Origin of the sequence: Pseudoalteromonas sp. PAB 2.2 (assembly GCF_001938575.1) — a bacterium.
GTDB classification, from domain to species: Bacteria; Pseudomonadota; Gammaproteobacteria; order Enterobacterales; family Alteromonadaceae; genus Pseudoalteromonas; species Pseudoalteromonas lipolytica.
The window spans coordinates 2501-28543 of the sequence record NZ_LYPI01000005.1 but is presented as its reverse complement, the minus strand read 5'-3'; the positions used below and the strand labels follow the sequence as shown (position 1 = coordinate 28543).

Here is a 26043-nt window from a genome sequence, read left to right as displayed (position 1 = left end):
GCGTTTTATGACAGCGTAACAGACAGAAGTTAGTATACTAAAGTAGATTTACGATTATCAGATTTCCGAATTTTATGTAGGGTGAACCGCAGCGCTTAATGCGAAATCAGTTCACCTTGCGCAAAGGACTCGTAAGCGCGATGCGCTTTGTCGAGAATCCTTTCCACGCATTTTGCTTGGTGACAATAGCGTTTTGGACCCACCTGACCCCATGCCGAACTCAGTAGTGAAACGAAACAGCGCCGATGATAGTGTGGCATTTGCCATGTGAAAGTAGGACATCGCCAGGCTCCTAATTAAAGAAACCCGTTGCAGCAATGCAGCGGGTTTTTTGTTGCCTGTAGAAAAATAAAACACCCAACCAAGACCCCCTACGACCTATATCCTAGTAGGCATAAGCGCAAGGTGAAGAGATGTAGGAGGCACTTTAGTGCCGAAAGTGTCTGATATGCCCTTCATACAACACCCCTGACATTCACGGCTAAAGCCGTTCCCACGCTTTATAATCAGATGTTTAATCACGATTCCCATGTTGTTTAATCATGACGACAAGAATGAAAGATTCCCTTAAATTGCTCACTTCGCTTCTGGTTCAAATAACTAGGCGTAGTAGGAGGCACTTTAGTGCCGAAAGTGTCTGATATGCCCTTCATACATAACCACTGACATTCACGGCTAAAGCCGTTCCTACACTTCTTAATAACGATGTTTAATCATGATGACAAGGTTGAAGGCTCTAAAATTGGCTACTTCACTTTACGCTAACCAAATTAGCGCGTAGGTGGCACTTTAGTGCCGAAAGTATCTGATTATGCCCTTCATACATAACCACTGACATTGACGGCTAAAGCCGTTCCTACGCTTCTTAATAACGATGATAGAAGCGCTAGGGGCTCTAAAATTGCTCATTTCACATCTGGATCAAACAATTAGGACGTAGGAGGCACTTGAGTGCCGAAAGTGTCTGATATGCTCTTCACACATAACCCCTAACATTCACGGCTAAAGCCGTTCCTACGCTTCTTAATCACGATGTTCAATCACGGTTCTAACGTTGTTTAATCATGATGACAGTAGTGGAGAATGAGGGTTCTCTTTAATCACTCATTTCACTTCTGGCTCAAATAATTAGAGCTTAGTAGGAGGCACTTTAGTGCCGAAAGTATCTGATTATGCCCTTCATACATAACCACTGACATTGACGGCTAAAGCCGTTCCTACGCTCTATAATCACGGTTCTAACGTTGTTTAATCATGATGACAAGATTGGAGGGCTCTAAAATGGGCTGCTTCACTTTACGCTAACCTAATTAGCGCGTAGTAGGAGGTACTTGAGTGCCGAAGTATCTGATTATGCCCTTCATATATAACCACAGACATTCACGGCTACGCTTGTTAATCACGATCTATTGATCAATGTAGGTGAGGAGTGCCGCCTCTAAAATGGATTACTTCAGCTCACGCTATCCGTCTCTCATTAATAACTAACAGCATCACATTGAGCTAGACGAATTACAGCGCAAATAAAAACGCCAGCATGATGCCGGCGTTTAGTATTTAGGAAGGCTTATAAATTAAGCTTTTGGACCTGCAGATTTGATTGCTTCCGAAACATCGTATTTCGCGAAGTTTTCAGTGAAGTCAGATGCAAGTTTGTTTGCATATTCTGCGTATTTTTCTTTGTCTTCCCATGTGTTGATTGGGTTAAGAAGCTTGCTATCAACACCCGGTACAGCAACAGGGACGTCTAGGTTTAATACGTCGATGTGTTGCGTTTCAACATCTGACAACTTACCTGAAACAATAGCGTCAACTACTGCACGTGTTGTTGGGATGTCAAAGCGTTTACCTGTACCGTAAGGACCACCAGTCCAACCTGTGTTTACTAGGAATACTTTAGCGCCAAATTCACGTACACGCTTCATAAGAAGCTCTGCGTATACACCTGCAGGACGAGGGAAGAAAGGCGCACCAAAACACGTTGAGAATGTTGATTCGATATCGCTAGTTGAACCGATTTCAGTTGAACCTACTTTTGCAGTGTAACCACTTAGGAAGTGATATGCTGCTGCTTCTTCTGTTAACACTGATACAGGTGGTAATACACCACTCACGTCGCATGTTAAGAAAACAACGGCTTTTGGCTCACCGGCACGGTTTTCAACTTTACGTTTTTCTACGTGCTCTAGTGGGTAAGCTGCACGGCTATTTTGAGTTAAACTTGTGTCATGGAAATCCGGTACGCGGTTTTCATCAAGTACTACGTTTTCTAAGATAGTACCAAAACGGATTGCATTCCAAATAACGGGCTCGTTCTTTTGTGAAAGGTCGATACATTTAGCGTAGCAACCGCCTTCGATATTAAATACGCTACCAGGCGCCCAACCATGCTCGTCATCACCGATAAGGAAACGTGTCGGATCCGCAGATAGTGTTGTTTTACCAGTGCCAGATAAACCGAAGAACAATGCTGTGTCACCTGCTTCACCTACGTTAGCTGAACAGTGCATTGGTAATACACCTTTCGCAGGTAATAGGAAGTTCTGTACAGAGAACATTGATTTTTTCATTTCACCGGCATAACGCATACCAGCCAATAGCACTTTGCGTTGTGCAAAGTTAATGATTACTGTGCCATCGCTATTTGTGCCATCACGTTCAGGGTCACAAACAAATGAAGGAACATTCATTACCTGCCACTGAGGTAAATCAGATGCATTATAAGTTTCAGGTTCGATAAACATGTTTTTGGCAAAAATGTGATGCCATGCAGTTTCTGTTGTTACAACGACTGGTAAATAGTGCTCAGGATCAGCGCCAACTTCTAGGTGAGAGATGAAGTGGTCGTTGCTTTGTACATGAGCTTCTACACGAGCCCATAACGCATCAAACTTGTCTGCATCGAATGGGCGGTTTACGTTACCCCATTGGATTTCGTTTTCAGTGCTTGGCTCTTGAACAATAAAACGGTCTTTTGGAGAACGGCCAGTACGACGACCAGTGTTAGCAACAAATGCACCATTAGCGGCTAAAGTCCCTTCGCCACGACGAATCGCGTGTTCGACTAGTTCAGCTGCAGTAAGATCGACAAAACGAGTAGCGTTTGCAGTCATGTTTATACCTAAATTGTGTGAGATTGAACGGGATAGCTCTGGGGTTCTTGTTTTCCCTTAAGCTGAAATAATAGTAACAGAAGGATTAGGGATATTCGAGTGTCTGAAGGGGTTAAAAACACATATATTTGGTAAAAAACATGAATAATTTCAATGATACCGGTGTCATAAAATGGGGCTTTTTCATGACACCGGTATCATAAAAATTAAGAAAAAAGCCGCAACAAATGCGGCTTTTAATATAATAATACTATTAAGTGGTCATTTAGTTAAAAATTGCTTTAATATCCTGCTCGTTAAAAACGTAATCTTTTAAGCAATAATGACAGCTAATTTTAACTTCACCTTTTTCTTTTACATCATCTAATAAAGCATCTTGACCAATATTGACTAATGCTGCAATTGTCTTGTCTCTGCTACAGCCACAACGGAAATTGATACTTTGTGGTTCGAACAATTGAGGGTTATCTTCATGATACAGACGAGTAAGAACAGTATTAGCATCAAGATTAAGTAACTCTTCATCTTTAATTGTATTACTGATTGCTTCAAGGTGAGTGAAGTCTTCTACTGACTTATCTTTATTTACCGGTAAAACTTGTAAGAATAAGCCGGCTGCTTTTGCTGAGCCAGCGGTGATTTCAGTCGCAAACCAAAGACGGGTTTTCAATTGTTCTGATTGCTCAAAATAGCTTTCGAGGCATTTATCTAAGGTGTCGTGTTCAAGCGGAACAATACCTTGATAACGCTCACCTTTTGTTGGCGTTATCGTGATAACCATATAACCGTTACCAATCAAGTCTTTAATAGTACTACCTTGAACTTCACCTTGCAGGCGAGCAATACCACGCATATTTTGCTTATCATCACCATTAATAACAGCATATTTCACAGGGCCATCACCTTGTAGCTGTACGGCAATTTCACCTTCAAACTTTAAGGTGGCTGTTAATAAGCAAGTTGCAACAAGCAACTCACCTAAGAGTGCCTGAACAGGAGCTGGGTAATTATGGTTGGCGATCATCTCTTGATAGGTGTTTTCAATTTGTACGAGTTCACCACGTACATCGAGTTGATCAAATATATAACGATGAAGTAAATCTTGTTGCATGTGTTACATTACCTAACTTGATTTCATTTTTAACAGTTCACGTCTTTGCTTTTTATCAGGCTTTCTATCAGGATGTGGAGCAAAGAAGCTGTTATTCTTTCTTGCGATTGCATTTGCTTCGCGCTTTTCAATACTTGCTTGAGTTTCTTGGTATAAGGTCTGTGCAATGGGGGCACTTTGACGTTTATCAAGGACCTTCACTATTGTCACTACCTTTTCGTCGACTCCTTGCAGCAGTTTTATGACTGCGCCCACCTCGACGATTTTACTGGGCTTTGTTCGTTGACCATTATAATGCACTTTACCGCCTTGCACCATGTCTCGCGCAACAGAGCGGGTTTTATAGAAACGGGCAGCCCATAACCATTTATCAAGGCGGACGTTTAATTCGTCTTGACTGTTTTTTGACTGCTGAGTGTTACCTTTTGACACAATTGTGCTCTTTTAAAGCTGCTAGAGTATAGGCAAAATTTACCATGAAACTTAATCATAAAGAAACAGTCAAAGTTTTTCCTTGCTACCCCTGTTAGTCGAAACGACCTTGTTTACAAAGTTTAATATACGTGTGCTTGTTGAATGAAAAATGAAAAGGTACTATAGGCCTGCTATAAAGCAGTAAATTAAAATAAGAAATAGAATATATGGATCAACACTTACAACAAGTTAGACAGTTTTTAAACGGCTTACCTCATGCCAAGCTAAGTGCATTAGTTGTGCTGTTAGTTGTTGTTTATATTGCCTTTTTATCCTCGAAGTTGTTCTGGTTGTTGTGGCCTGAACCTGATACAAAAGCACTGCCCGCAAGTCGAACAACGATGACTGCGAAACGCATCGAAACAGTCAATTCACGACAAATTCTTGAACAACATTTATTCGGTAAAGTGGTTGTTGAAGCTAAAAAACCTGCCGCAAAGCAAACGCAAGTTATTAACAATGCCCCTGAAACTCGTTTAAGTATTAATCTAACGGGTATCGTGGCTGTTAGCCAAAACGATCAAGCTGGTTTGGCTATAATAGAGTCTCAAGGAAAACAAGAAACGTATGTTGTTGATGATGTAATTCAAGGCACTCGAGCGAAGCTCGCACAAGTCTTACCTGATCGTGTTATTTTGGATGTAAGTGGTCGCTTTGAAACATTAATGCTTGATGGACTCGATTTTACAAAAACAGTTTCTATGCCTGTTTTGGCTGAGCAACAAGAGCCAGAATTAGAAGAAGGTCCTCAGGATATCGATGCGGACAATGAAATCAATGCGACTGAAGATCAAGAAGTCAAAGAAGCGATTATTGAAACGCGTGAAGAAGTATTAAACGACCCTGGTAAATTATTCGACTACATTCGTGTATCGCAAGCGATGGTCGACGGTGAACTGGTGGGTTATCGCTTAAGTCCAGGTAAAGACCCGGCATTATTTAAGCAGATGGGATTAATGAATAATGATTTAGCTATTGCGATTAATGGCTATCAATTAAATGATTTAAAACAGGCAATGTCAGCAATAAACGAATTACGTAATAGTACTGACGCAAGTATCACTATCGAGCGTGATGGTGAGCAAATTGATGTGCAATTTAGCCTGCAATAATTAGCTTTGGAGTTTTTATAGAATGGTTCACGCGCTACACCTCACAAAAATCAAAAAAGGGTTAGCTAAGTATGCAGCGCTTTTTTTATTAACAGGATTATCGCTCTCAGTTTCGGCTGTTGAGTATGCTGCAAACTTTAAAGGCACCGATATTAATGAGTTTATTAATATTGTGGGTAAAAATCTCAATAAAACAGTGATCATCGATCCGAACGTGCGCGGCAAAGTTAATGTGCGCAGTTATGAGTTAATGGATGAGAAGCTGTACTATCAATTTTTCTTAAATGTATTAGAAGTATACGGTTATTCAGCTGTTGAGATGGATAACGGCATTCTTAAAATTGAGAAAAGCTCTGACGCTAAAAAATCGAACGTCCCTTTAGTGACGGAAGATAACCAAGCCAGTGGCGATATGATGGTCACGCGCGTTGTGCGAGTTAAGAATGTTAGCGTACAAGAGTTAGGTCCGTTAGTTCGTCAGTTTAGCGATCAAAAAGACGGGGGGCATGTTGCTAACTTCAACGCCGCTAACGTAATGATGCTTACCGGCCACGCTGCCTCTGTAAATCGTTTAGTTGAAATCATCCGTTCAGTTGACCAAGCCGGTGATAAGCGAGTTGATATTGTTCAACTTAAGTTTGCTACAGCGGATGATGTTGTCTCTGTTGTTGACAATATTTATAAAGATAGTGGTAAAGGCAGCATCCCTGAATTTTTGATTCCGAAAGTGGTTGCCGATGGTCGTACTAACAGTGTGATTGTCAGTGGTGAGGCGCAGGCCCGTACGCGTGCTGTTGAGTTAATCAGCCGCTTAGACGGTGAACTTGAGAATCAAGGTAATACCAAGGTCATTTACTTAAATTATGCAAAAGCAGAAGATTTAGTAAAAGTATTGCAAGGTGTGAGTAAAACACTCGCTGAAGATGGCCAAGGTGGCGCAACGAAAGCTCGTTCACGCAGTCAGAACGAAACAAGTATAGAAGCGCACCCTGATTCAAACTCGTTGGTTATTACAGCCCAGCCAGATACGATGCGCTCACTTGAGCAAGTTATTGAGCGCTTAGATATTCGTCGCGCACAGGTGCTAGTTGAGGCAATTATTGTTGAGGTTCTTGAGGCCGATGGCATTAACTTTGGTTTGCAATGGATTTCAGAGCAAGGCGGAATGATGCAGTTTAACAACGGCACAACAGTGCCTGTTGGCTCATTGGCTGTTGCGGCAGAGCAAGCACGTGATAAAACGATTCAAGGGACGGTTGTTGGTACAGAAACAGGTAATGTTACAAATACCTCAGAGACACAGGAAGGTAACTTAGGGCCACTTGGTGCGTTACTCGGTGGTATTAATGGTCTTGCAATGGGTATTGTGAAAAATGACTGGGGTGCGATTATCCAAGCCGTTTCAACAGATACCAATTCAAATATTCTTGCAACGCCCTCTGTCACCACCATGGATAACGAAGAAGCGTCGATGATCGTTGGTCAAGAAGTACCAATTATCACTGGGTCACAAACGGGTTCAAATAATTCTAACCCATTCCAAACGGTTGAACGTCAAGAAGTGGGTGTGAAACTCAAAGTAACACCACAAATTAATGATGGCTCGGCGGTTCAGTTAACGATTGAGCAAGAAGTCTCTGGCGTAAGTGGTGCAACTTCAGTCGATATCTCAGTGAATAAGCGTGCGATTAAAACCACCGTTATGGCCGATGATGGTGGCATGGTCGTGTTAGGCGGTTTAATTGATGAAGACGTACAAGAAAGTGTCTCGAAAGTTCCATTGTTAGGTGACATTCCTATTTTAGGGCACTTATTCCGTTCAACCAGTACCAGTAAGCGCAAGCGTAACTTAATTGTATTTATTCGTCCGACGATTGTTCGTGATGGTATGAGCATGAATAAGTTAAGTCATTCAAAATATAACTTCATCCGTGGTGAGCAGCATAAACAAAAAGAAGATGGGATTGATTTAATGCCATTAACTGATATGCCAATCTTACCAGAATGGAATGATGCGTTGGTATTACCGCCAACGTATGAAGAATACCTGAAACAACAAAACGCAGATGATCGTAAAGATGACTGATGCAATTACAGAGATTAATGACGAGTTAGCGCAGAGTGCGTCTATTGACCATGATGAGCTCTTAACAAGTGATGATCTTGTTAGCTTGCCTGCAAAGCGCTTACCGTTTTCATATGCGCGTCGTGCTGGTGTCTTGCTAAGTAAAAATGGTGATAATTGGACTGTTTTTTATCGCGGCGAATTAGACGTAACGGCTTTACTTGAAGTACGTCGTATTGCGGGACGTGGTTTTTCACTCGAGCAGTTGCCAGACGACAAATTTGAGCTGTTACTTGAGGCTTCTTATCAGCGCGATAGTTCTGAAACACAGCAAATGATGGAAGATATTGGCAACGAAGTTGACTTATTTTCTTTAGCTGATGAACTACCGCAAACAGAAGACTTACTCGCAGGGGATGATGACGCACCTATTATTAAACTCATTAATGCCATGCTCAGTGAGGCAATTAAAGAGGGTGCTTCAGATATTCACATTGAAACCTTTGAGCAAGAGTTAGTAATTCGCTTTAGGGTAGACGGTGTCTTAAAAGAAGTTTTAAAACCAAATCGTAAACTTGCATCCTTACTCGTGTCACGTATTAAGGTTATGGCAAAGCTCGATATTGCAGAAAAGCGTATTCCACAAGATGGGCGTATAAGTTTACGTATTGCTGGACGTGCTGTTGATGTGCGTGTATCAACGATGCCATCAAGTTTTGGTGAGCGTGTTGTACTGCGTTTACTTGATAAAAATAACGCGCGCTTAAATCTTGAAGATTTGGGGATGACCGAGCGAAATCGCGAATTGTTCGCTGATCTCATCAGTAAGCCTCACGGTATTATTTTGGTAACTGGTCCCACAGGTTCTGGTAAAAGTACCACTTTGTATGCGGGTATGAGTCAAATAAACTCACGTGACCGTAATATTTTGACGGTTGAAGACCCGATTGAGTACGAAATACCGGGGATTGGTCAAACACAAGTAAACACCAAAGTAGATATGACCTTTGCGCGGGGATTGCGTGCAATTTTACGTCAAGACCCTGATGTCGTCATGGTGGGTGAGATCCGAGACCTTGAAACCGCACAAATCGGTGTGCAAGCTTCGTTAACGGGTCACTTAGTAATGTCGACTTTACATACCAATACCGCTGCGGGTGCGATTACCCGTATGGAAGATATGGGAGTAGAACCTTTCCTGTTGTCTTCTTCTTTGCTGGGTGTGTTATCACAACGTCTAGTGCGTACTTTATGCAATAGCTGTAAAGAAGGGCATGTCGCCGACGAGCGAGAGTGCCAGTTATTAGGTGTTAACCCTGCTGAGCCGCCGACGATTTACCGTGCTGTAGGCTGTGAAGAGTGTAACTTTAATGGTTATCGTGGCCGTACGGGGATTCATGAATTACTGGTTGTTGATGAGGCTATTCGTGAAATGATCCACAGCGGTAAAGGCGAACAAAGTGTTGAAAAGTACATTCGTACTCGTAGCCCAAGTATTCGTCAAGATGGCTGTAGCCGTGTGTTGGCGGGCCGTACAACCTTAGAAGAAGTCTTGCGTGTAACGCGTGAGGAAGGTTAATTATGGCTGCATTTGAGTACCGCGCCCTGGATGGTAAAGGTAAAGAGAAAAAAGGCATTCTTGAAGCCGATACGGTAAAGCAAATACGTCAAACATTACGTGACCAAGGCCTGATGCCTTTAGAGGTTGTCGCTGCCGCAGAGGGTGAAAAGCAAGTTAAAGGGGCTAAAAAGTCATTATTTAGCGGTTTTTTCAAACCAAAAATATCGACCTCAGATTTAGCGCTGATTACTCGTCAACTTGCCACCTTAATTCAGTCAGCATTACCTGTCGAAGGGGCGGTAATGGCCGTCGCTGAGCAATGTGAAAAACCGCGTTTAAAACGTATGCTCATGTCTGTACGCTCAAAAGTTGTTGAAGGCTACACACTCGCAGATGGTATGAGTGAGTTTCCGCATGTATTTGATGATTTATATCGTGCCATGGTGGCTGCCGGTGAAAAATCGGGCCACTTAGATCAAGTATTAAATCGTTTAGCTGATTACACGGAACAACGTCAGCATATGCGTAGTCAAATAACACAAGCGATGGTATATCCAATCATTCTTGTTGTGTTTGCTATCGCAATTGTTTCAGTGTTATTGGGCACGGTGGTTCCCAAAATATTAAAAACATTCGAAAAGTCAAAACAAGTACTTCCTTGGACGACAGAGTGGGTTATGGCAGCCAGTAACTTTGTACAAAATTATTGGTTTATTAGTTTAATAATTATCACTGCACTCTCAGTGGGAATTAAGCATGCACTCAAACGACCAAAAATTCGTTACTGGTTTGATGAAAAAGTACTTTACTTGCCTGGTATAGGTAAAGTCGCGAGAGGGGTGAATACCGCTCGATTCGCACGCACGTTAAGTATTTTATCTTCAAGCTCCGTTCCCTTACTCGAAGGTATGCGTATCTCTGGTGGGGTATTGGTTAATGAGAAAATGAAAAAATCGGTGCAAGATGCGGCCACCCGAGTCAGTGAAGGGGCGAGCCTTCGTGCTGCTTTACAACAAACGAAACTTTTTCCACCTATGATGCTGCACATGATCGCAAGTGGCGAAAAGTCAGGTGAACTTGAGCAAATGCTTGAGCGAGCAGCAAATAATCAAGATCGTGAGTTTGAAAGCATGGTCAACGTGTCTTTAAAACTTTTAGAGCCAGCGATGATTGCATCAATGGCGGTCATTGTCTTGTTTATTGTTATGGCAATACTGCAGCCAATTATGGCAATGAATAAGGCAGTAGGACTTTAAATTAGGGAACGGTAGAGCAACAGCCAGTAGCTGTCGCTTTATAATAAATTATTGAAGAAAATTAGAGGTATTTTTGTGAACAAACAGTCAGGTTTCTCATTATTAGAAGTCATGGTGGTACTGGTTATCATCGGTATGATTATGTCAATTGTGGCACCAAACATTATGGGCCAACAAGAAGAGGCAGCGATCGACAAAGCACACCTAGATATTCAACAAATTGAAGATGCGTTGAGCCTTTATAAGCTGAAGAATAAAGCCTATCCAACTACAGAACAGGGTCTAGAAGCGCTTGTTACTAAAACGAGCATCGAGCCGGTTCCAAAACGTTTTCCAGATGGTGGTTTTATTGAAAAGTTACCTGAAGATCCATGGGGCAATCCGTACCAACTAATTAGCCCAGGAGAAATTGGTAAAATTGATATTTTTTCAATGGGTCCAGATGGCGAAGCTGGCACCGATGATGACATCGGTAACTGGGATGAAGAAAAGCAATAATGCGTAAACTCAGCCAGATGTTTACCTTTTATACACATCAAGGCTTACTATTATGGTAAGCCTTAATCGTTTACGTTTGGCTGGGCGTGCTAAGCACGCAAAAGGTTTTAGCCTCATCGAAATATTAATGGTGCTTGTGGTGATAGGGTTTGTCACTAAAATGGTGGCCTACAGTTTTGATGGTGGTGCAGAAGAAAAATTAGAAAAACAAGCGCTCAGATTACACACCACGATTAATATGGCATCTGAATTTGCCATCTTAAATCAGGTCGAGTTAGGCTTTCATTTAGATCAAAATGTATTTGAATTTTTAGTGTTTGATGGTGAAAAGTGGGTCACCTTCGATCGTGAAAAATTGTTTGCGCCTATTAAAGTAGACGAAGATTTTAAATTAACCTTGAATCTCGAAGATTTGGCATGGGCACAAGATAACTTACTTGAGCAATCGAACTGGCGTGAATTGATGAGCGGCGGTGACGAAGATAGTTTATTAGAACTTAAAAAGTTAAAGATTCCACAGGTACTGATCCTTTCTTCAGGAGAAGTCAGTGCTTTTCAGTTAGTGTATGAGCTGAAAGAGGAGCGTGAACCGCAGTATTTTATCGAAGGCGAGTTCATGGCTCCTGTTAAACTTCGTATGGAGCCAGAGTAATGACTAAGTCAGCGGGTTTCACTTTACTTGAAGTCATGGTTGCTTTGGCTATTTGTGCCATGGCGGGTATTGCTGCAATGCAGGCAACGGGTGAACACATCAATCACTTGTCGACGATTGAAGAGCAAACATATGCATCATGGGTTGCTGAAAATGTCATAGTTGAGCAGCGAACAAAAGGTGATAAGTGGGCGGGCAAAAATGGCACTAAAGGCAGTGAGACATTGGCTGGTTATGAGTGGTATTGGCGTCAAGATGTCATTGCTACGGCAGATAAAAGCTTCGTGAAAGTCACTATTAATGTGTTTGCTGACGAAAAACTAGAATACCCCATTTATGAACTTGTTACTTATTTAAACAAAGGTGACAAGTAGTGAAGCAACGCGGGTTTACCTTACTTGAAGTTATCGTCGCAATGGGCATTTTAGCGTTTGTGGTGTTATCGACTCATCAAATCTTAGAATCAACCACCAAGGCTAAAGAAGCCTCAGATGAGACAATCGCAGAGCTCAATGGCTTTCAAACGGTATTTCGTCTTATGGACCAAGACTTTAGCCAAATGACGAAACGTCAAGTACGCAATGAGGCGGGAGACTTTCAAGAAGGTTACATTCTTGCTGGGCGTTATGTATTTGACAGTCAATATGATGGCATTGGTTTTGTGCGTGATGGGTGGATTAATCCAATAAACTTGCTGCCGCGCTCTGAGTTACAAGCTGTTGGTTATCGTGTTATCGATGATAACCTAGAGCGCATATACCGAGTATATGTTGATCAGCTCGATAATATGGAACCGCGTTCGCAAGTTATTCTAGAAGATATTGAAGATCTGAAGTTTGAATTTCTTGATGATAAAGACGAATGGCAAGAGCAGTGGCAAGTCGCTGCATTACCGAAGGCTGTTGCCGTGACCATTCAAAAAATAGAACAAGAGCCTATTCGCCGAGTCTTTTTAGTGCCCGGTGAAGGTGTAGTGAGTACTCAGCCATGATGATTAAACGTTCTCAAGGTGCCGCACTTGTTATTGTTTTATTTATTGTCGCATTAGCCGCTATGCTAGCGGTCGAAATGAGTGCAAACCTGATGGTGCAAGTGCAGCGTAGTACTAATATACAAAGTCATCAGCAAGCTAAGTGGTATGCTTTTGCTGCTGAAGAATTAGCGATTAAAGCGATTAAACAAACTAAAAAAGATGACCCTGATAAAATTCATCTAGGGCAAGTCTGGGCGCAGCAAGGTGGGGTTCCTTACCCTGTTGATAATGGCACGTTAAGTGGCACGATTACGGATTTGCAAGCGTGCTTGAACTTAAATGCTTTACGCACAAAACCTGTGCAACAAACCGGCTCGGCTAATAAAACGAACCCAGCGCACAAAGCATTGTTAGCTTTACTTGAGAATATTGAAGACTTACCCGCAGATGAGTCTGAAGAGGCAATGGCTGACAGCGTCTATGACTGGCTCGATGAAGACAGTATTACTTATCGCTCAGGTGCAGAAGAAGATGAGTACTTATCGCGTAAGTATCCCTACATGACTGCAAACAGCTTTTTTGCTTCAACATCAGAGTTGCGTTTAGTTAAAGGCTTCAATCCATTAGTGATGGAAAAAGTATTGCCCTTTGTGTGTGTGATACCAGACAGTGAACTTTTAGCGATTAATGTAAATACCTTGCCTAATGAAAGTGCCATTATTCTAAGCTCGCTTATTGATGGCCTCAGTTTATCAGGCGCAGAAAGTGTATTATCGTCTCGCCCTGAAGAGGGATTTGATGATATGAACGCATTTTTTGAACAAGTTAATCAACAAGGCGCACAAAACGTCGAAGCTGTTAAAGACTTGTTCACCATCAACAGTGATTATTTTAAACTACAAACGCAAGCTGAATTTGCAGAGTTGCGTTTTTCGATGACCACCTTACTCCATGCCAATAATGGTAAAGTAACGATACTGGCGCGAAAATTTGGAGGCGTACAGTGACAGAAATATTGTTGATCCGTGCGGGTCAAACATTACAAGATAGCCTTAGTTGGCTAATTTACTCACCGACAGAACAAGAAATAATTGCGAGCGGCGAAATCGCCAGTGCAGCACAATTAGGTGAGTTAACTGAAAAAGCACAAACCCGTGAAGTGGTTGCTCTTTTACCGAGTGATCAAATTCAGCTAAAAACAGTTGAATTGCCGACTAAATGGAGTCGTAAGTTAGAGCAGGCATTGCCCTATATGCTTGAAGAAGATATCGCGTGTGATGTCGACGACCTATTTATTGCGATTGCTGAGCCTACACTCATAGATGAAAAGCATGCGGTTAATATCGCCATGACCGATCGTGAGTGGTTTGAGCAGTGGCTTGCTACATTCAATGAGCATGATATTGAAGTATTTAAAGTGTTACCTGACGCATTATTACTTCCTCGAGTCGACAATGAAAATACCCTGCGTACCGTTGAACTCAATGGCCAATGGTTATGTAAATTAGGTCACTGGCATATTGCAGCTGTTGAAACAGACTGGCTAGATGGTTATTTGACCGCAATGGGCCACCCAGATGTTGCACATTTTAGTCCAGCCACCGGGTTCCCTGAATCAGTTAATCTTGAGGCAAAAACGGAGCTGTATGATTTACCGCTCGCTTTATTTGCGAAACAACTCCCTGAAATTAGTTTTAATCTACGCCAAGGTGTATATCAATTAAAGAAAAAGTCAGCCATTTGGTGGGGATACTGGCAAAAAGCCGCTATTGCCGCAGGGGTTGCATTGGTATGCAGTGTGGGGGTTAAGTCCCTTGAGTTATATAAACTAAATACTCAACTTGAGAAAACGAAGGCACAAGTTGTGACTAACTATCAGCGCGCTTTTCCTAATAAGAAAGTACGCCCACAGTTGATTCGTAGTCAAATTCGTAATGAACTCGCATTGCTCGATAGCGGAAGTACCGCTGGTTTCTTAGATTTGACTAATGACTTAGTGACTATTTTTAGTGAAGTAAAAGACTTCACGCCAGAAACTTTGCGTTATGACCAAGGCCGCAACGAGTTACGTATTCGTGCACGTGGTAAAGATTTCCAATCGTTTGGAAAAGTAAAAGCAATTTTAGAACAGCGAGGCTTAACGGTTGATCAAGGCTCACTAAATAATGATGGTGATTTTGTCGTCGGTGAAATTAAGTTGCGAGGTGCGGCATGAAAAACCAATTAATTAGTTACTGGCGTTCATTAAAAGAGCAAGAACAACAACTTGTTGTCGTCGCTGGGGTGATTTTTGTTATTTTTATCCTTGTGATGGGAATCTTTAGGCCGTTAAATGCGGCGATTGAAAAAGCAGAACAAGACACGATAAAACAACAAGAATTGCTGGCATGGGTTGATGAGAGCATTGTTAAGTTAAAGGCCAGTGGCAGTGCACGAGTAGCGAATGACCGCAGCTTAAGTCAAATTGTGAATAGCACGCGAAATCGTTATCAGATCACCATCAGTAAAATGCAACCGAATGATAATTCACTGCGTTTAACTATCGATTCTGTCGAGTTTAACAAGTTGGTTGAGTGGCTTGATGAATTAGTTAATTCACAAGGTGTACTGATTGAAAACTTAGACATTAGTAAAGACGATAAGTCTGGTTTTGTTCGTGTCAGTCGTTTGGTGCTAGAGAAGTAGACGATGAAAAGAATTATTTTATTAGTCACAGTATTTGTGATGTGTTTTTTGGTGTTTACGCTTATAAAAACACCCGCTGCAATTGCACTAGATTTAGCTGCACCGCATTTACCAAAACAATTGCAACTAGGCAAAGCCAGTGGTTCGCTTTGGGATGGTCGCATAATGCAGGTACGTTTTGATGGTGAGCAACTTAATAATGTACGGTGGAAGTTATCTGGCTGGTCATTGTTGACGGGCAAACTCGTTGGTACGGTGCGCTTTGGTGATCCGCGTGATAAAACAGATATTTCGGGCCATGCTGATTTTTCGTATGGGTTGTTCAATCAAGCTGTTGTGGTAAAAAATACCACACTACGTTTGAGCGTTGAGCGTGCGATGGCGCGCTTAAAACTGCCATTGCCAATTAGTGCACAAGGGCGTGTGATTGTTGATCTCGATGAGTTCAGCTCTGGTCAGCCGTATTGTGAAACGTTAATGGGTGAGATTGCCAGTCCCAATATCGATGTTCAAGGACTTAATGGCTGGTTTAGTGTTGGCCCACTGAGCGGCCGTCTTAGTTGTAAATCAGGCGATATAGCTGTCTTGGTTGACCCTGAAAATCGCTTAGGTCTTGAGGCCGATGCTGTACTAAAAGCCAATTTAGATTTTAAAGTGGCAGGGTATATAAAACCAGAAGCCAGTCTACCAAAAGAAGTGCATGACGCTGCGAAGTTTTTAGGGCGTCCAGATAGCGAAGGACGCTATCCACTTAATTTATAAACACGACTTTAATTGAAGGCATTATGCAAATTCCTGAGTTTTCAAAAGAGCAAAGCGCCTTATTAGCACGCTTTCTTGCTGAGCAAAAAGACGCGCTATCGTTAGCACAAACACACGGTTATTTATTTGCCGTTATTTGTGCGCCCGAGCCATTGGATGTTCATCAGTGGTTTGAGCAAGTTGTCCCTGGTTGTGATGGGCAAATGGATGAGCAGGTATTGTTTGCATTTATGGCGCTATATCAGCAAATCAGTGAACACGTATTTGAAACCGGATACAGCTTACCCGTAAGTTTGCAATTTAATTCTGCTCAGCAGCCGTACCTTGATATGCAAGAGTGTCAGCATTGGAGCCAAGGCTTTATGCTTGGGGCGCAGGGCTATATTGCTAAATTGTTAGCTGCGCCACAACTAGCAAGTGAATTAAAAGAAGCACTTGAGACAGCACAGCAAAGTTTGTGTTTCTTTATACTCGACTCAGCTGATATAGCATCGATTGCCAATCAGCATGGTTTAACCGAAGGGCTGTTATGTCAACAGCAGTATGAAGTGATGAATGAGTTTGCAGCAGGCTTTGCTGAGTTAATCGAAGCCGTTGCAGTAAATAGCCAGCTTTATAATGATGAAGGCTGGGGCTAAGCAAGCTCTAACACAATATCTGTGCAGCCTTTTGCACAACGAACAATGCCTTTGCCAGGCTGTTCAGTCTGTAGGTTTAAGGTAAGGACTCCTTTGCATGTTTCACAATGCATAGTCTGTCCTTTTGCCAACTTTTTTAGCATATTGCGCTGTTTAGCAAATGAATCGCTGGTTTTTTTATTAAGCGCAGAAAAATCCATTATTTATTTAACCTTTCTTCAAGTGCATCCGAAACAATATTACAAACACGTTCTAGGCGTTCACCATAGAAATATAAGTTAATATCTTTTTCACGACAATAATGTAAATGAAAGATTTGCAGTTTATCGTCATTCAAAAAAGCCTCTTCGACGTACTCACGCTCTGAATTCGATAAATTAAGCTGTGACTTAATCGTGTTCTTCGCCATATTCGCGGCGGGGCTGCGGTTAACTTGGCTAAAATCTGAAAGTACGTTCACCCCATCACCTAACAACCGTTCTCTGGGTTCTTTGATCAAAGGGTGATCAATCGTGAACAATGCTAAAATAATAAGTACTAAAATGATAAATTTTTTCATAGCACACAGAACTTTGATCTAAATAAAGAAGGAATTGGGACAAGTTTAATAAAATGGCTGATTTAAAAGCAAGAATATACGATGAAATAATTAAAAAGTTCATATTTTAGATCATTCCCTGAAATTTTTGAGAGATTGAGTATAATACTTTCGATAGGTTGGAAATTTCAGAAAACTCTGAACGAAATGAGATGCATTCTAATTTGTCGTATTGGCTTTATAACCTATTTAACTGCAAACATCAGTTTGAGTTTATTTCCTAGTGGCGTTGAGGAATTTTGATGGATAAACAAATTAAGGTTAAAAACATCCCAACGGAAGTAAAAATCCAAAAACCGGAAAACGCTTCCCATGATGATAGATTTAATCCTCGCAATCGAATTTATGTAAGAGCAGTAACAGGCTTGCATCAGCTGTTAAGGCGACGAATTGGTTTCGTTGGCATGCTTGCATTTATGCTTTTACCTTGGATTAACTTCCACGGACAGCAAGCTGTGCTGTTCGATTTAGTAGGCCAAAAGTTTAATATCTTCGGCCTCACTCTGTGGCCACAAGATTTAACCATTCTTGCGTTTATTCTTATGCTTGCAGCTTTTGCGCTGTTCCTCGTCACCACATTTTATGGCCGAGTCTGGTGTGGTTACACATGTCCGCAAACTGTATGGACATTTATTTTTATTTGGTTCGAAGAAAAGTTTGAAGGCACTGCAAACCAGCGTAAGAAGTTAGATCAACGCCCCATGGACTTTGATAAGTTTTGGCGTAAAACGGCAAAACACAGCAGCTGGTGGCTGTTTTCACTGTATACAGCGTTTACCTTTGTTGGCTACTTTACACCTATACGCCAGCTACTTCCGGATGTTTTTACTTTGGATGCCACAGCCTATTCTTATGGGTGTATCGCATTATTTGCTGTGTGTACATACGGCAATGCAGGGTGGATGCGTGAAATTATGTGTTTGCATATCTGTCCTTATTCGCGTTTTCAGTCGGCCATGTTTGATAAAGACACTTTTACAGTAAGTTATGATGAATCTCGTGGCGAAAGTCGTGGTCCTCGTTCACGTAAACAAGATCCGAAAGAGTTAGGACTCGGTGACTGTATCGATTGTAACTTATGCGTACAAGTGTGCCCGACAGGGATAGATATTCGCAACGGTTTGCAATATGAATGTATCAACTGTGGTGCCTGTATTGATGCTTGCGATGGTGTAATGGATAAAATGAATTACCCACGTGGGCTCATTTCATATACCACAGAGCGAAACTTAGAAACCCCTGAAAATAAAACGCATGCTTTGCGACCTAAATTGATTGGTTATCTTGTTATCCTTGTTGTGTTAACCGGGGCTCTCGTGGCAAATATTGCCATGCGTAAACCAATGGAGCTTGATATTATCCGCGACCGTAATCAGCTATACCGGGTTGACTTTAATGGCTTAGTTGAAAACACCTACACACTTAAAGTGATTAACAAAGCGCAATACGAGCAAACGTTTAATATTACAGTGGAAGGCTTAAATAACTTTGAATATATAGGCAAACAAACATTCACAGTGCCCTCAGGTGAATCTTATAACGTGCCCTTGTCATTAGTGGTTGATCCGTACGATTTGAAAAAGCCGATGACAAAATTCGAGTTTATACTTTCGGTGGAGGGGCAGCCTGAAATTCAGATTTCGCAGCCTAGTAACTTCTTTAAGGCGCAATAATTCAGTACACTGAGCAAATACAATAAAAAGCGGGGTTTTCCCGCTTTTTTTATATAATGGGACACTATGAGTAAATTTAGCTTTGTTGACCTCACACCCGATTCAATTTTAGACGCAGTTGAAAGTATTGGGATCTATGCTGAGTCAGGATTACTTGCTTTAAACAGCTATGAAAATCGCGTTTATCAGTTTAAAGCAGAAGACGGTTACCGATACGTTGTAAAATTCTATCGTCCTGAGCGTTGGAGCAAAGAACAAATATTAGAAGAGCATGCGTTTGCTTTTGAACTTGCTGATGCAGAAGTTCCCGTCGTTGCGCCCGTAGTAAAGGACGGGAAAAGCCTCTTTGAGCATGATGGCTATTTATTTGCCTTATTTCCCAGTGTGGGCGGGCGTATTTTCGAAGTTGATAACTTAGATCAACTCGATGTATTAGGCCGTTTAATTGGTCGTATGCATCAAGTTGCAAAAGCATCTTCATTTAATTATCGCCCAGTGATCAGTTGTGAAGAATACCTTCAGACAGCTAAAGTTCAGTTACAAGCAAGTAACTTGATGCCAACGTCATTAGAAAATGCTTTTTATACGATTTTGGATTTGGTTATTAAAGAAACCACAGCCCAATATAAAAATGTAGAGACAATTCGATTACATGGTGACTGCCATGCGGGCAATATTTTGTGGGCGGGTGATGCACTGATGTTTGTTGACCTCGATGACAGCAGACAAGGTCCTGCAATTCAAGACTTATGGATGATGCTCAGTGGCGATCGTAACAATCAACTGTTACAGTTAGACACCTTGGTAGCAGCGTATGAAGAGTTTTGTGATTTTGACCACAGCCAGCTGAAATTAATTGAGCCATTACGCGCGATGCGCATGGTGCATTACATGGGGTGGTTAGCAAAACGTTGGGATGATCCTGCATTCCCACGGAACTTTTCATGGTTCGCAGAAGACAAATACTGGGAGCAGCAAATACTCGCGTTAAAAGAACAGCTTGCAGCGCTACAAGAACCACCGTTAAAATTATTACCATAAATTTTTAAAAGATAAGTAAAGACGAGAAAACAATGTTCAAAAAATTAAAATTAAGTCTACTCATTCTATGTTTACCTTTTGCAGCACTGGCAGCTGACTTTGAAGCAGGTAATCAATACGAAGTACTAAACACTAAAAAGAGTGCTACACCACAAGTAACTGAGTTTTTCTCATTTTACTGTCCACACTGTTTTAAGTTTGAACCAGTGGCGAAAGCACTGGCCTCAACGCTGCCTGAAGGCACTGAGTTTGTTAAGAATCACGTTAACTTTTTAGGTGGTGTATCGAAACAAACACAAAGTAACCTAAGTTATGCTTACCTAATTGCAAAGCAACATGGTAAAGGTGAGCAAGTGGCCGACCAAATTTTTCATAGCATTCATATTCAACGTGCACCGCTGCAAAATATTAAAGACGTGAAAGCATTATTGGCGACAAATGGTATTAGCGGCGATGTGTTTGACTCTGAAATTGCTAGCATGCCTGTGATCAGTGCAGAAAAAGCGATGCAAGACAAACAGAATAAATACTCAGAGATGGGGGCGTTAACGGGTGTGCCGACTTTTATCGTGAATGATAAATATAAAATTAATATAAATACCATCAAGAGCCAAGAGCAGCTTGATGCGTTAGTAAAGTTTTTATTAGAACAATAATTTTTGGAGTGATTGAATAATGATCAAATTAGTTAAAGCTGCATTTGTGGCCGTGACGCTAGGTTTCGTTGCCACAGCGAGTGCGGCGCAATACGAAGAAGGTAAGCATTATGAAACAATTGATGCGCGAGCTTCTAAAAAGCCTGAAGTGACCGAGTTTTTTTCATTCTACTGTCCTCACTGTAATACCTTCGAGCCAATTGTTGCTGAGCTTAAGCCAATGCTTAAAGACGGCGTTAAATTTAAAAAGAATCACGTTAATTTTGTTGGTCCTCGTGATCCTGAGATCCAAACAGTGCTTGCGCAAGGTTATGCAACAGCAACAGTACTCCCAAATAGCGATGCGTTAGTTGGTGCAATTTTTGACCACATTCATGGTAAACGTGCGCGTATTAATGAGCTTGCAGATATGAAAGATATTTTCGTATCGCAAGGTGTAACTGCTGAAGATTTTGAAAAGTACTACAACAGTTTTTCAGTACGTACGATAGCAGCGAAAATGAAACGCGACCAAGAGTACTATCAACAAAAAGGAGCCTTAAAAGGCGTACCAACCTTTATTGTGAATGGTAAGTATCGTTTAATCTTAGGTGCAGACTCAGGTATTACCGATGCAAAAAGCATGGCTGAGCTAATTAATTACTTAGCAGCTAAGTAAGAGACTCGAAAATATTATTTAAAAGCTCCGCTCGCGGAGCTTTTTTGTTTGGTGAAGAAATGAAAAAACTTTTAGTGTCGAGTTGTTTACTAGGAAAGCCGGTACGCTATGACGGTCAATCACAAAACTTATTACATCCTGGATTAGAGTCACTGAAGCAGCAAGGGCGTATTGTGTCTTTTTGTCCTGAGGTTGCGGGTGGTCTACCTACACCAAGAGCGCCTGCTGAAATTAGCCAGGGTAGAGTATTAACACAGGATGCGCATGACGTCACCGCAGAGTTTAAAGCGGGTGCACAGCAAGCATTACGTGTATGCAAAGAACAAAGGATTCGGTTCGCACTACTCAAAGAGTCTAGTCCGTCATGTGGACGTAATTATATTTATGATGGAAGTCACACAGGGCAAAAGATTCGAGGAATGGGTTTAACTGCAAAGTTACTTAGTGACAATAATATACAGGTGTTCAGTGAACAACAATTGCCAGCGCTATTGGCTGCGCTGGCAAAAGTTTAAGTTATTTACGCTGTAAAAAGACGCCAGACTCAATATGATGTGTATAGGGGAATTGATCAAAAATCGCAAAACGTTTCACTTCGTGTGTTTTGCAAAGGTGATCAAGATCTCGTTCTAATGTCTCGGGATTACAAGAGATATAGATAATGTTGTCGTAGTTCGCCACCAAATCACAGGTAAGAGTATCCATCCCCGCTCGAGGAGGGTCGACTAAAATTGTTTGGCAGTTATAGCCGTTTAGATCAATACCGTCTAAACGTGAAAAAGTACGTTCGCCTTTCATGGCTTGTGTAAACTCTTCACTCGACATACGAATGATATCTAAATTATCGACTTTGTTTTGAGCAATATTGTACTGTGCAGAATAAACCGATGACTTTGAGATCTCAGTCGCAAGTACTCGGTTAAATGAACCGGCTAGTGCAATTGAAAAGTTACCATTACCACAATACAGCTCTAGCAAATCATTATTAAGGGGCTCACACAACGCTTGTGCCCATTCCAGCATTTTAATGTTCACTTTTGCGTTTGGTTGAGTAAAGCTATTTTCTACTTGCTGATAAATGAGTTCTTTACCATTTACGTTCAATCGTTCAACGACATAGTCGTTCCCAATCACTTCTTTTTGCTTACGTGCACGACCAATAAAGTCGATTTTAAACTGGCTGCTTAATTTTGCTTTAAGCTCTTTAATCGCAATTAGCCATTCATCGTTTAAAGGTTTGTGGTAAAGCAAACTAACAAGAATTTCACCACTTAAGCTAGAGAGGTAATCAATCTGGAATAACTTGCGGCGAAGTACCTCACACCCTTTTAAATTTTCAATCATCACCTGCATCACTTCGCCAACGAGTGGCGCGGCGGGATCAAATTCATCAACGCGAATTTTCTCTTTGCTTTGCTGATCAAACATAATGTGGAATAAATCGTCGCCCTCATGCCACACTCTAAACTCTGCACGTTGACGGTAGTGAATTGGATCAGAGCTGAACACTTCTAATGTGTTTACACCAAAGCGCCTAAACTGTGACGTGATGCGCTGCTCTTTCTCACTCAATTGTGCATCATATTGAGTTGTATCAATTTTTATAACCGCCATGGCTGATTACCTTTTATCTCTTAGCTATTTGTCGGCGCTATTGTAGGGAGCAGAGAGGATTTGTCTAGTTTTGTTATTTATTTTAGTGTCGTTTTTTTATACAAAAAACTTAAGTTATGCGATTTTTGGCCGATAATGAGGTAACCATAAAATGGAGTCGGATCATGAAAATTGGCAACCTAGGCTATATGCCTAATACAAATTTGAATAAATACAATGGTAAACAGTCTGTGCAGCAGCCTACCATTCAAAATCGTCAAGATAGCTATCAACAACGTGGCCGCGAACTGGCTGCAAAAGTACTCGACGATAAACTTGCACAAGCACTTGGTTTACCTAAAGCAGAAGAAAAGAAAGATAAACCCCTGTTTGATTTTGATGAGATCGTTAAAAATGTACTCAATTTTGTTGGTGGTGCGCTGCGTAAAGCAAAAGCAGATGGCGCTGATGATGAAAAGTTAAAAGGCATGTTAGGCGAGGCACGCAAAGGCGTACAAATGGGAATCGATGATGCCTATGATGAACTTAAAGAATCAGGCATCTTAAATGACGATATCGAAGAGGGTATCGAAAAATCGAAAGAAGGTATCTTTAAAGGTATTGATGAGCTTGAAGAAGACTTATTTAATCCTAAACCTAATGCCGTGACGGTTAGCCAAGCACAGTACGTGAGCTTAAGTAATAATGCCGAATATACATTTACCACAGCCGAAGGTGATGAAGTCAGTATTAGCTTTGCAGATGCATATGAGAGCAAGTCCGCTAGTAGCTACAGTAAAAACGGTGACAACGAAGCGTATGTCAGTGAATCGTCACAATCACGTGACTTATCTTTTTCTATGTCAGTGAATGGCGATCTTAATGAGCAAGAGCAGCAGGCCATTAACGAGTTGATGGAAGACTTACAAGGCGTTAGCGAAACATTTTTCTCAGGCTCACTCGATGAAGCCTTTGAACAAGCTAAAGAGCTTAACTTGAGTAATGAGCAGCTAGTCGGTTTTTCGATGGATTTGAAGCAAACCAAAACAGTTGCAGCTATAAAAGGGTACGAAGAATATAAACCAACGCCAGAGAAAGAAGTTGCAGAAAAGGTCGCCCCTTTTAACGATGACTTAAAAGAAGCCTTTAATAAAGCTGGTGATATTGGTTTGCAAAATCAACTTGCCGGAATATTGCAATGGTTAAATCAAGATAAAGAAGAAGTCAGTAAATTGGTTGATTATACCAAAGCGATGTTCGAGCAAATGAATACACTACGTTCAGCCAATGAACAGAACTAGTCTTCGCTTTCTTTTTAGATAGTCACATGGCAAACTGCTTGCCTTTCATGATCCGAGGTAAGTAGTTTGTCAGTCCATATAATGGTGTTTGATTCAGGTATTGGTGGGACAACTGTGCTTGAACAGATCCAAGCTTTGATCCCGAATGCAGATTATAGCTATTTTATGGATAATGCCTTTCTGCCTTATGGTGCGCAAACTTCGCAAACAATCATTCAACGCTTATTAGGGCTATTACACTTTATAGACACGCATGCGTTGCATGTTGATATATTAGTGATTGCCTGCAATACAGCATCGACATCTGCGTTAGACGTTATTCGACACTATACAAGTATTGAAGTTGTGGGGGTTGTGCCTGCTATAAAGCCAGCATGTGCCATAAGTAATACGAAGCACATTGGTTTACTTGCCACGCCCGCGACTACAAAAAGCAAATACACCGAGACGTTAATTTTGACACACAGTCAAGGTACAAAAGTGAGCTTGTACGCTTCGACTAAGCTGGTGGAAATTGCAGAAACACTGTTTCATAGTAAAAAACTACTCAAAGCCGAATTCAACGAAGCAATGGCTGAACTCGCTATTGCAGATGATATTGATGTATTAGTACTCGGATGCACACACTTTCCTTTATTAGCCCATGCAATAAATAACTATTACGACAAACGCGTTAAATTGATTGACTCAGGCCGTGCAATTGCAAATCGTGTCAGTAGTATTATTACAACGCAGCAATTAAATTTAGCAACAGACAAAAAAAAGCCGCTGCACTATTATGCAACGGCTCCGATTAGTCACCAGCAATTAAGCGTAGAGCTTGTTACGCTGATTGATCAGATTCCTCACGGAAACTATTAGACTCGTTCTCTTGTTTTTGTTTTGCTTCACGTACTTTTAAAGTACGTTGTTGGAACTCACTATCATTTAATTGATTAATTGCATTGTCAGCATCTGCCTCAGCCATTTCAACAAAACCAAAGCCACGACGTTTACCAGTGTTTTTATCTTTCAATAAACGAACGTTAAAGACTTTACCTTGTTCTTCAAATAAAGCGCGTACAACACCTTCATTCGCTCGGTAAGGAAGGTTGCCAACATAAAGTGTTTTTGTTTTTACTTCAGCCTCCTCACTTGCCGTTGATGAGAGTGCTGCAATAACTAAAGCACCAATTAATAAGCCTGCACCAAATAGCAACGCAGGGTCTAATGCTAAGCTCGAAAATGCAAACTTAACAATAACAAACCCTAATACAGCAAGAATAACAGAGAAAAGAAAAGATTTTTGATCGGGTAATTTCATTTTTGATCTACCAATAAACAGGAAATAAACATTAATTTAACATTGTGAACTTGCTATCTTAACGCGTTAAATGAACATAGCAATGAAATTTGCATTAAATTATGAATATTGGCTTAAAAAACAGCCATAATTGCGACTGTTTTTGTTATTTTCGGTAATTTTAGTTCACTTTGTGAGCGAACGATAAAAAGATCGAAAAAAAGTGTTGATCTGTTTTTGGATCTCCCTATAATGCGACCCCACTGAGACGGGAGACAGCAACGAAAGACGCTGAGCAACGTAGCAGAGAGTTAAGTAAAACTTCGGTTTTAAATCTTCGA

27 protein-coding genes and 1 rRNA gene are annotated in these 26043 nt (G+C 41.2%); 21 read left to right on the top strand and 7 right to left on the bottom strand.

Features of this window, described 5'->3' with window-relative positions; genetic code table 11:
* Nucleotides 1-175 precede the first annotated feature (175 nt).
* Nucleotides 176-290, top strand: a 5S ribosomal RNA gene (gene rrf / locus BWD47_RS00510).
* Between the two features lie 1284 nt (nt 291-1574).
* On the opposite strand, the gene BWD47_RS00505 is transcribed toward rrf, so the two are convergent.
* From BWD47_RS00505 to hslR, 3 genes are all read right to left on the bottom strand, one after another.
* Complete coding sequence (locus BWD47_RS00505) at nt 1575-3113, bottom strand: phosphoenolpyruvate carboxykinase (protein ID WP_036974522.1); 1539 nt, start codon at nt 3111-3113, stop codon at nt 1575-1577.
* Between the two features lie 265 nt (nt 3114-3378).
* A complete protein-coding gene (gene hslO / locus BWD47_RS00500) occupies nt 3379-4224 on the bottom strand; it encodes an Hsp33 family molecular chaperone HslO (protein ID WP_075593180.1) in 846 nt (281 codons plus the stop codon).
* A 12-nt stretch (nt 4225-4236) separates the two neighbouring features.
* Nucleotides 4237-4659, bottom strand: coding sequence for a ribosome-associated heat shock protein Hsp15 (gene hslR / locus BWD47_RS00495; protein ID WP_371915632.1), 423 nt, complete (start codon nt 4657-4659; stop codon nt 4237-4239).
* A gap of 206 nt (nt 4660-4865) precedes the next feature.
* Here hslR and gspC point away from each other — a divergent pair, with 206 nt between their 5' ends.
* The 13 genes from gspC to BWD47_RS00430 all read left to right on the top strand — a co-directional run bounded on the left by gspC (nt 4866) and on the right by BWD47_RS00430 (nt 16900).
* Nucleotides 4866-5810, top strand: a complete 945-nt coding sequence (gene gspC / locus BWD47_RS00490; RefSeq protein ID WP_036974516.1) for a type II secretion system protein GspC — start codon at nt 4866-4868, stop codon at nt 5808-5810.
* A 22-nt stretch (nt 5811-5832) separates the two neighbouring features.
* Nucleotides 5833-7896: a type II secretion system secretin GspD gene (gspD, locus tag BWD47_RS00485; protein ID WP_075593179.1), complete on the top strand. Its 2064-nt coding sequence runs from the start codon at nt 5833-5835 to the stop codon at nt 7894-7896.
* Nucleotides 7889-9454, top strand: a complete 1566-nt coding sequence (gene gspE, locus BWD47_RS00480) for a type II secretion system ATPase GspE (protein WP_036974514.1) — start codon at nt 7889-7891, stop codon at nt 9452-9454. Before gspD ends, gspE begins: the two co-directional genes overlap by 8 nt.
* Before the next feature lie 2 nt (nt 9455-9456).
* On the top strand, nt 9457-10692 hold the full coding sequence (gspF, locus tag BWD47_RS00475; RefSeq protein WP_036974513.1) for a type II secretion system inner membrane protein GspF: 1236 nt from the start codon (nt 9457-9459) through the stop codon (nt 10690-10692).
* Between the two features lie 75 nt (nt 10693-10767).
* Nucleotides 10768-11190 (top strand): type II secretion system major pseudopilin GspG, encoded by a 423-nt coding sequence (gspG, locus tag BWD47_RS00470; protein ID WP_036974512.1) that lies wholly within the window; start codon nt 10768-10770, stop codon nt 11188-11190.
* Between the two features lie 52 nt (nt 11191-11242).
* The gene (locus BWD47_RS00465; protein ID WP_081759816.1) at nt 11243-11842 is read left to right on the top strand and encodes a prepilin-type N-terminal cleavage/methylation domain-containing protein; all 600 of its coding nucleotides are present in this window, start codon (nt 11243-11245) and stop codon (nt 11840-11842) included.
* Nucleotides 11842-12216, top strand: a complete 375-nt coding sequence (gene gspI, locus BWD47_RS00460) for a type II secretion system minor pseudopilin GspI (protein WP_075593178.1) — start codon at nt 11842-11844, stop codon at nt 12214-12216. Before BWD47_RS00465 ends, gspI begins: the two co-directional genes overlap by 1 nt.
* Nucleotides 12216-12833 (top strand): type II secretion system minor pseudopilin GspJ, encoded by a 618-nt coding sequence (gene gspJ / locus BWD47_RS00455; protein ID WP_036974506.1) that lies wholly within the window; start codon nt 12216-12218, stop codon nt 12831-12833. The genes gspI and gspJ overlap by 1 nt, the downstream gene beginning before the upstream one ends.
* Nucleotides 12830-13822 (top strand): type II secretion system minor pseudopilin GspK, encoded by a 993-nt coding sequence (gspK, locus tag BWD47_RS00450; protein WP_074989848.1) that lies wholly within the window; start codon nt 12830-12832, stop codon nt 13820-13822. The genes gspJ and gspK overlap by 4 nt, the downstream gene beginning before the upstream one ends.
* Nucleotides 13819-15030 carry a type II secretion system protein GspL gene (gspL, locus tag BWD47_RS00445; protein ID WP_036974501.1) on the top strand — a complete coding sequence of 404 codons (1212 nt, stop codon included), beginning with the start codon at nt 13819-13821 and terminating at the stop codon, nt 15028-15030. Before gspK ends, gspL begins: the two co-directional genes overlap by 4 nt.
* Entirely contained in the window at nt 15027-15500 is a 474-nt protein-coding gene (gene gspM / locus BWD47_RS00440; RefSeq protein WP_036974499.1) for a type II secretion system protein GspM, read from the top strand. The genes gspL and gspM overlap by 4 nt, the downstream gene beginning before the upstream one ends.
* Before the next feature lie 3 nt (nt 15501-15503).
* Nucleotides 15504-16262: a type II secretion system protein N gene (locus BWD47_RS00435; protein WP_075593177.1), complete on the top strand. Its 759-nt coding sequence runs from the start codon at nt 15504-15506 to the stop codon at nt 16260-16262.
* Between the two features lie 23 nt (nt 16263-16285).
* Entirely contained in the window at nt 16286-16900 is a 615-nt protein-coding gene (locus BWD47_RS00430) for a UPF0149 family protein (RefSeq protein WP_075593176.1), read from the top strand.
* Here BWD47_RS00430 and BWD47_RS00425 read toward each other — a convergent pair.
* The gene (locus BWD47_RS00425) at nt 16897-17100 is read right to left on the bottom strand and encodes a hypothetical protein (protein ID WP_075593175.1); all 204 of its coding nucleotides are present in this window, start codon (nt 17098-17100) and stop codon (nt 16897-16899) included. The two genes, BWD47_RS00430 and BWD47_RS00425, sit on opposite strands and share 4 nt — an antisense overlap.
* Nucleotides 17100-17459 (bottom strand): hypothetical protein, encoded by a 360-nt coding sequence (locus tag BWD47_RS00420; protein WP_036974493.1) that lies wholly within the window; start codon nt 17457-17459, stop codon nt 17100-17102. Before BWD47_RS00420 ends, BWD47_RS00425 begins: the two co-directional genes overlap by 1 nt.
* A gap of 281 nt (nt 17460-17740) precedes the next feature.
* Between BWD47_RS00420 and ccoG the strand changes: the two genes are divergently transcribed.
* The 5 genes from ccoG to BWD47_RS00395 all read left to right on the top strand — a co-directional run bounded on the left by ccoG (nt 17741) and on the right by BWD47_RS00395 (nt 22041).
* Nucleotides 17741-19171 carry a cytochrome c oxidase accessory protein CcoG gene (gene ccoG, locus BWD47_RS00415; protein WP_075593174.1) on the top strand — a complete coding sequence of 477 codons (1431 nt, stop codon included), beginning with the start codon at nt 17741-17743 and terminating at the stop codon, nt 19169-19171.
* Nucleotides 19172-19237: 66 nt separating this feature from the next.
* Nucleotides 19238-20212, top strand: a complete 975-nt coding sequence (locus BWD47_RS00410) for a serine/threonine protein kinase (protein WP_075593173.1) — start codon at nt 19238-19240, stop codon at nt 20210-20212.
* Between the two features lie 32 nt (nt 20213-20244).
* Nucleotides 20245-20868 (top strand): thiol:disulfide interchange protein DsbA/DsbL, encoded by a 624-nt coding sequence (locus BWD47_RS00405; protein WP_036974487.1) that lies wholly within the window; start codon nt 20245-20247, stop codon nt 20866-20868.
* A gap of 19 nt (nt 20869-20887) precedes the next feature.
* A complete protein-coding gene (locus tag BWD47_RS00400; RefSeq protein ID WP_036974485.1) occupies nt 20888-21526 on the top strand; it encodes a thiol:disulfide interchange protein DsbA/DsbL in 639 nt (212 codons plus the stop codon).
* A gap of 59 nt (nt 21527-21585) precedes the next feature.
* Nucleotides 21586-22041 (top strand): DUF523 domain-containing protein, encoded by a 456-nt coding sequence (locus BWD47_RS00395; protein ID WP_075593172.1) that lies wholly within the window; start codon nt 21586-21588, stop codon nt 22039-22041.
* 1 nt (nt 22042) lies between these two features.
* Here the strand turns inward: BWD47_RS00395 and trmA are convergent, their stop codons facing one another.
* On the bottom strand, nt 22043-23140 hold the full coding sequence (gene trmA, locus BWD47_RS00390) for a tRNA (uridine(54)-C5)-methyltransferase TrmA (RefSeq protein ID WP_075593171.1): 1098 nt from the start codon (nt 23138-23140) through the stop codon (nt 22043-22045).
* Between the two features lie 164 nt (nt 23141-23304).
* Between trmA and BWD47_RS00385 the strand changes: the two genes are divergently transcribed.
* Both BWD47_RS00385 and murI read left to right on the top strand, forming a co-directional pair.
* A complete protein-coding gene (locus BWD47_RS00385; protein WP_036974482.1) occupies nt 23305-24420 on the top strand; it encodes a DUF5610 domain-containing protein in 1116 nt (371 codons plus the stop codon).
* Nucleotides 24421-24486: 66 nt separating this feature from the next.
* Nucleotides 24487-25281 carry a glutamate racemase gene (gene murI, locus BWD47_RS00380; RefSeq protein WP_036974479.1) on the top strand — a complete coding sequence of 265 codons (795 nt, stop codon included), beginning with the start codon at nt 24487-24489 and terminating at the stop codon, nt 25279-25281.
* On the opposite strand, the gene BWD47_RS00375 is transcribed toward murI, so the two are convergent.
* Nucleotides 25244-25723, bottom strand: a complete 480-nt coding sequence (locus BWD47_RS00375) for an RNA-binding protein (RefSeq protein ID WP_036974477.1) — start codon at nt 25721-25723, stop codon at nt 25244-25246. The genes murI and BWD47_RS00375 overlap by 38 nt on opposite strands.
* Between the last annotated feature and the right edge of the window lie 320 nt (nt 25724-26043).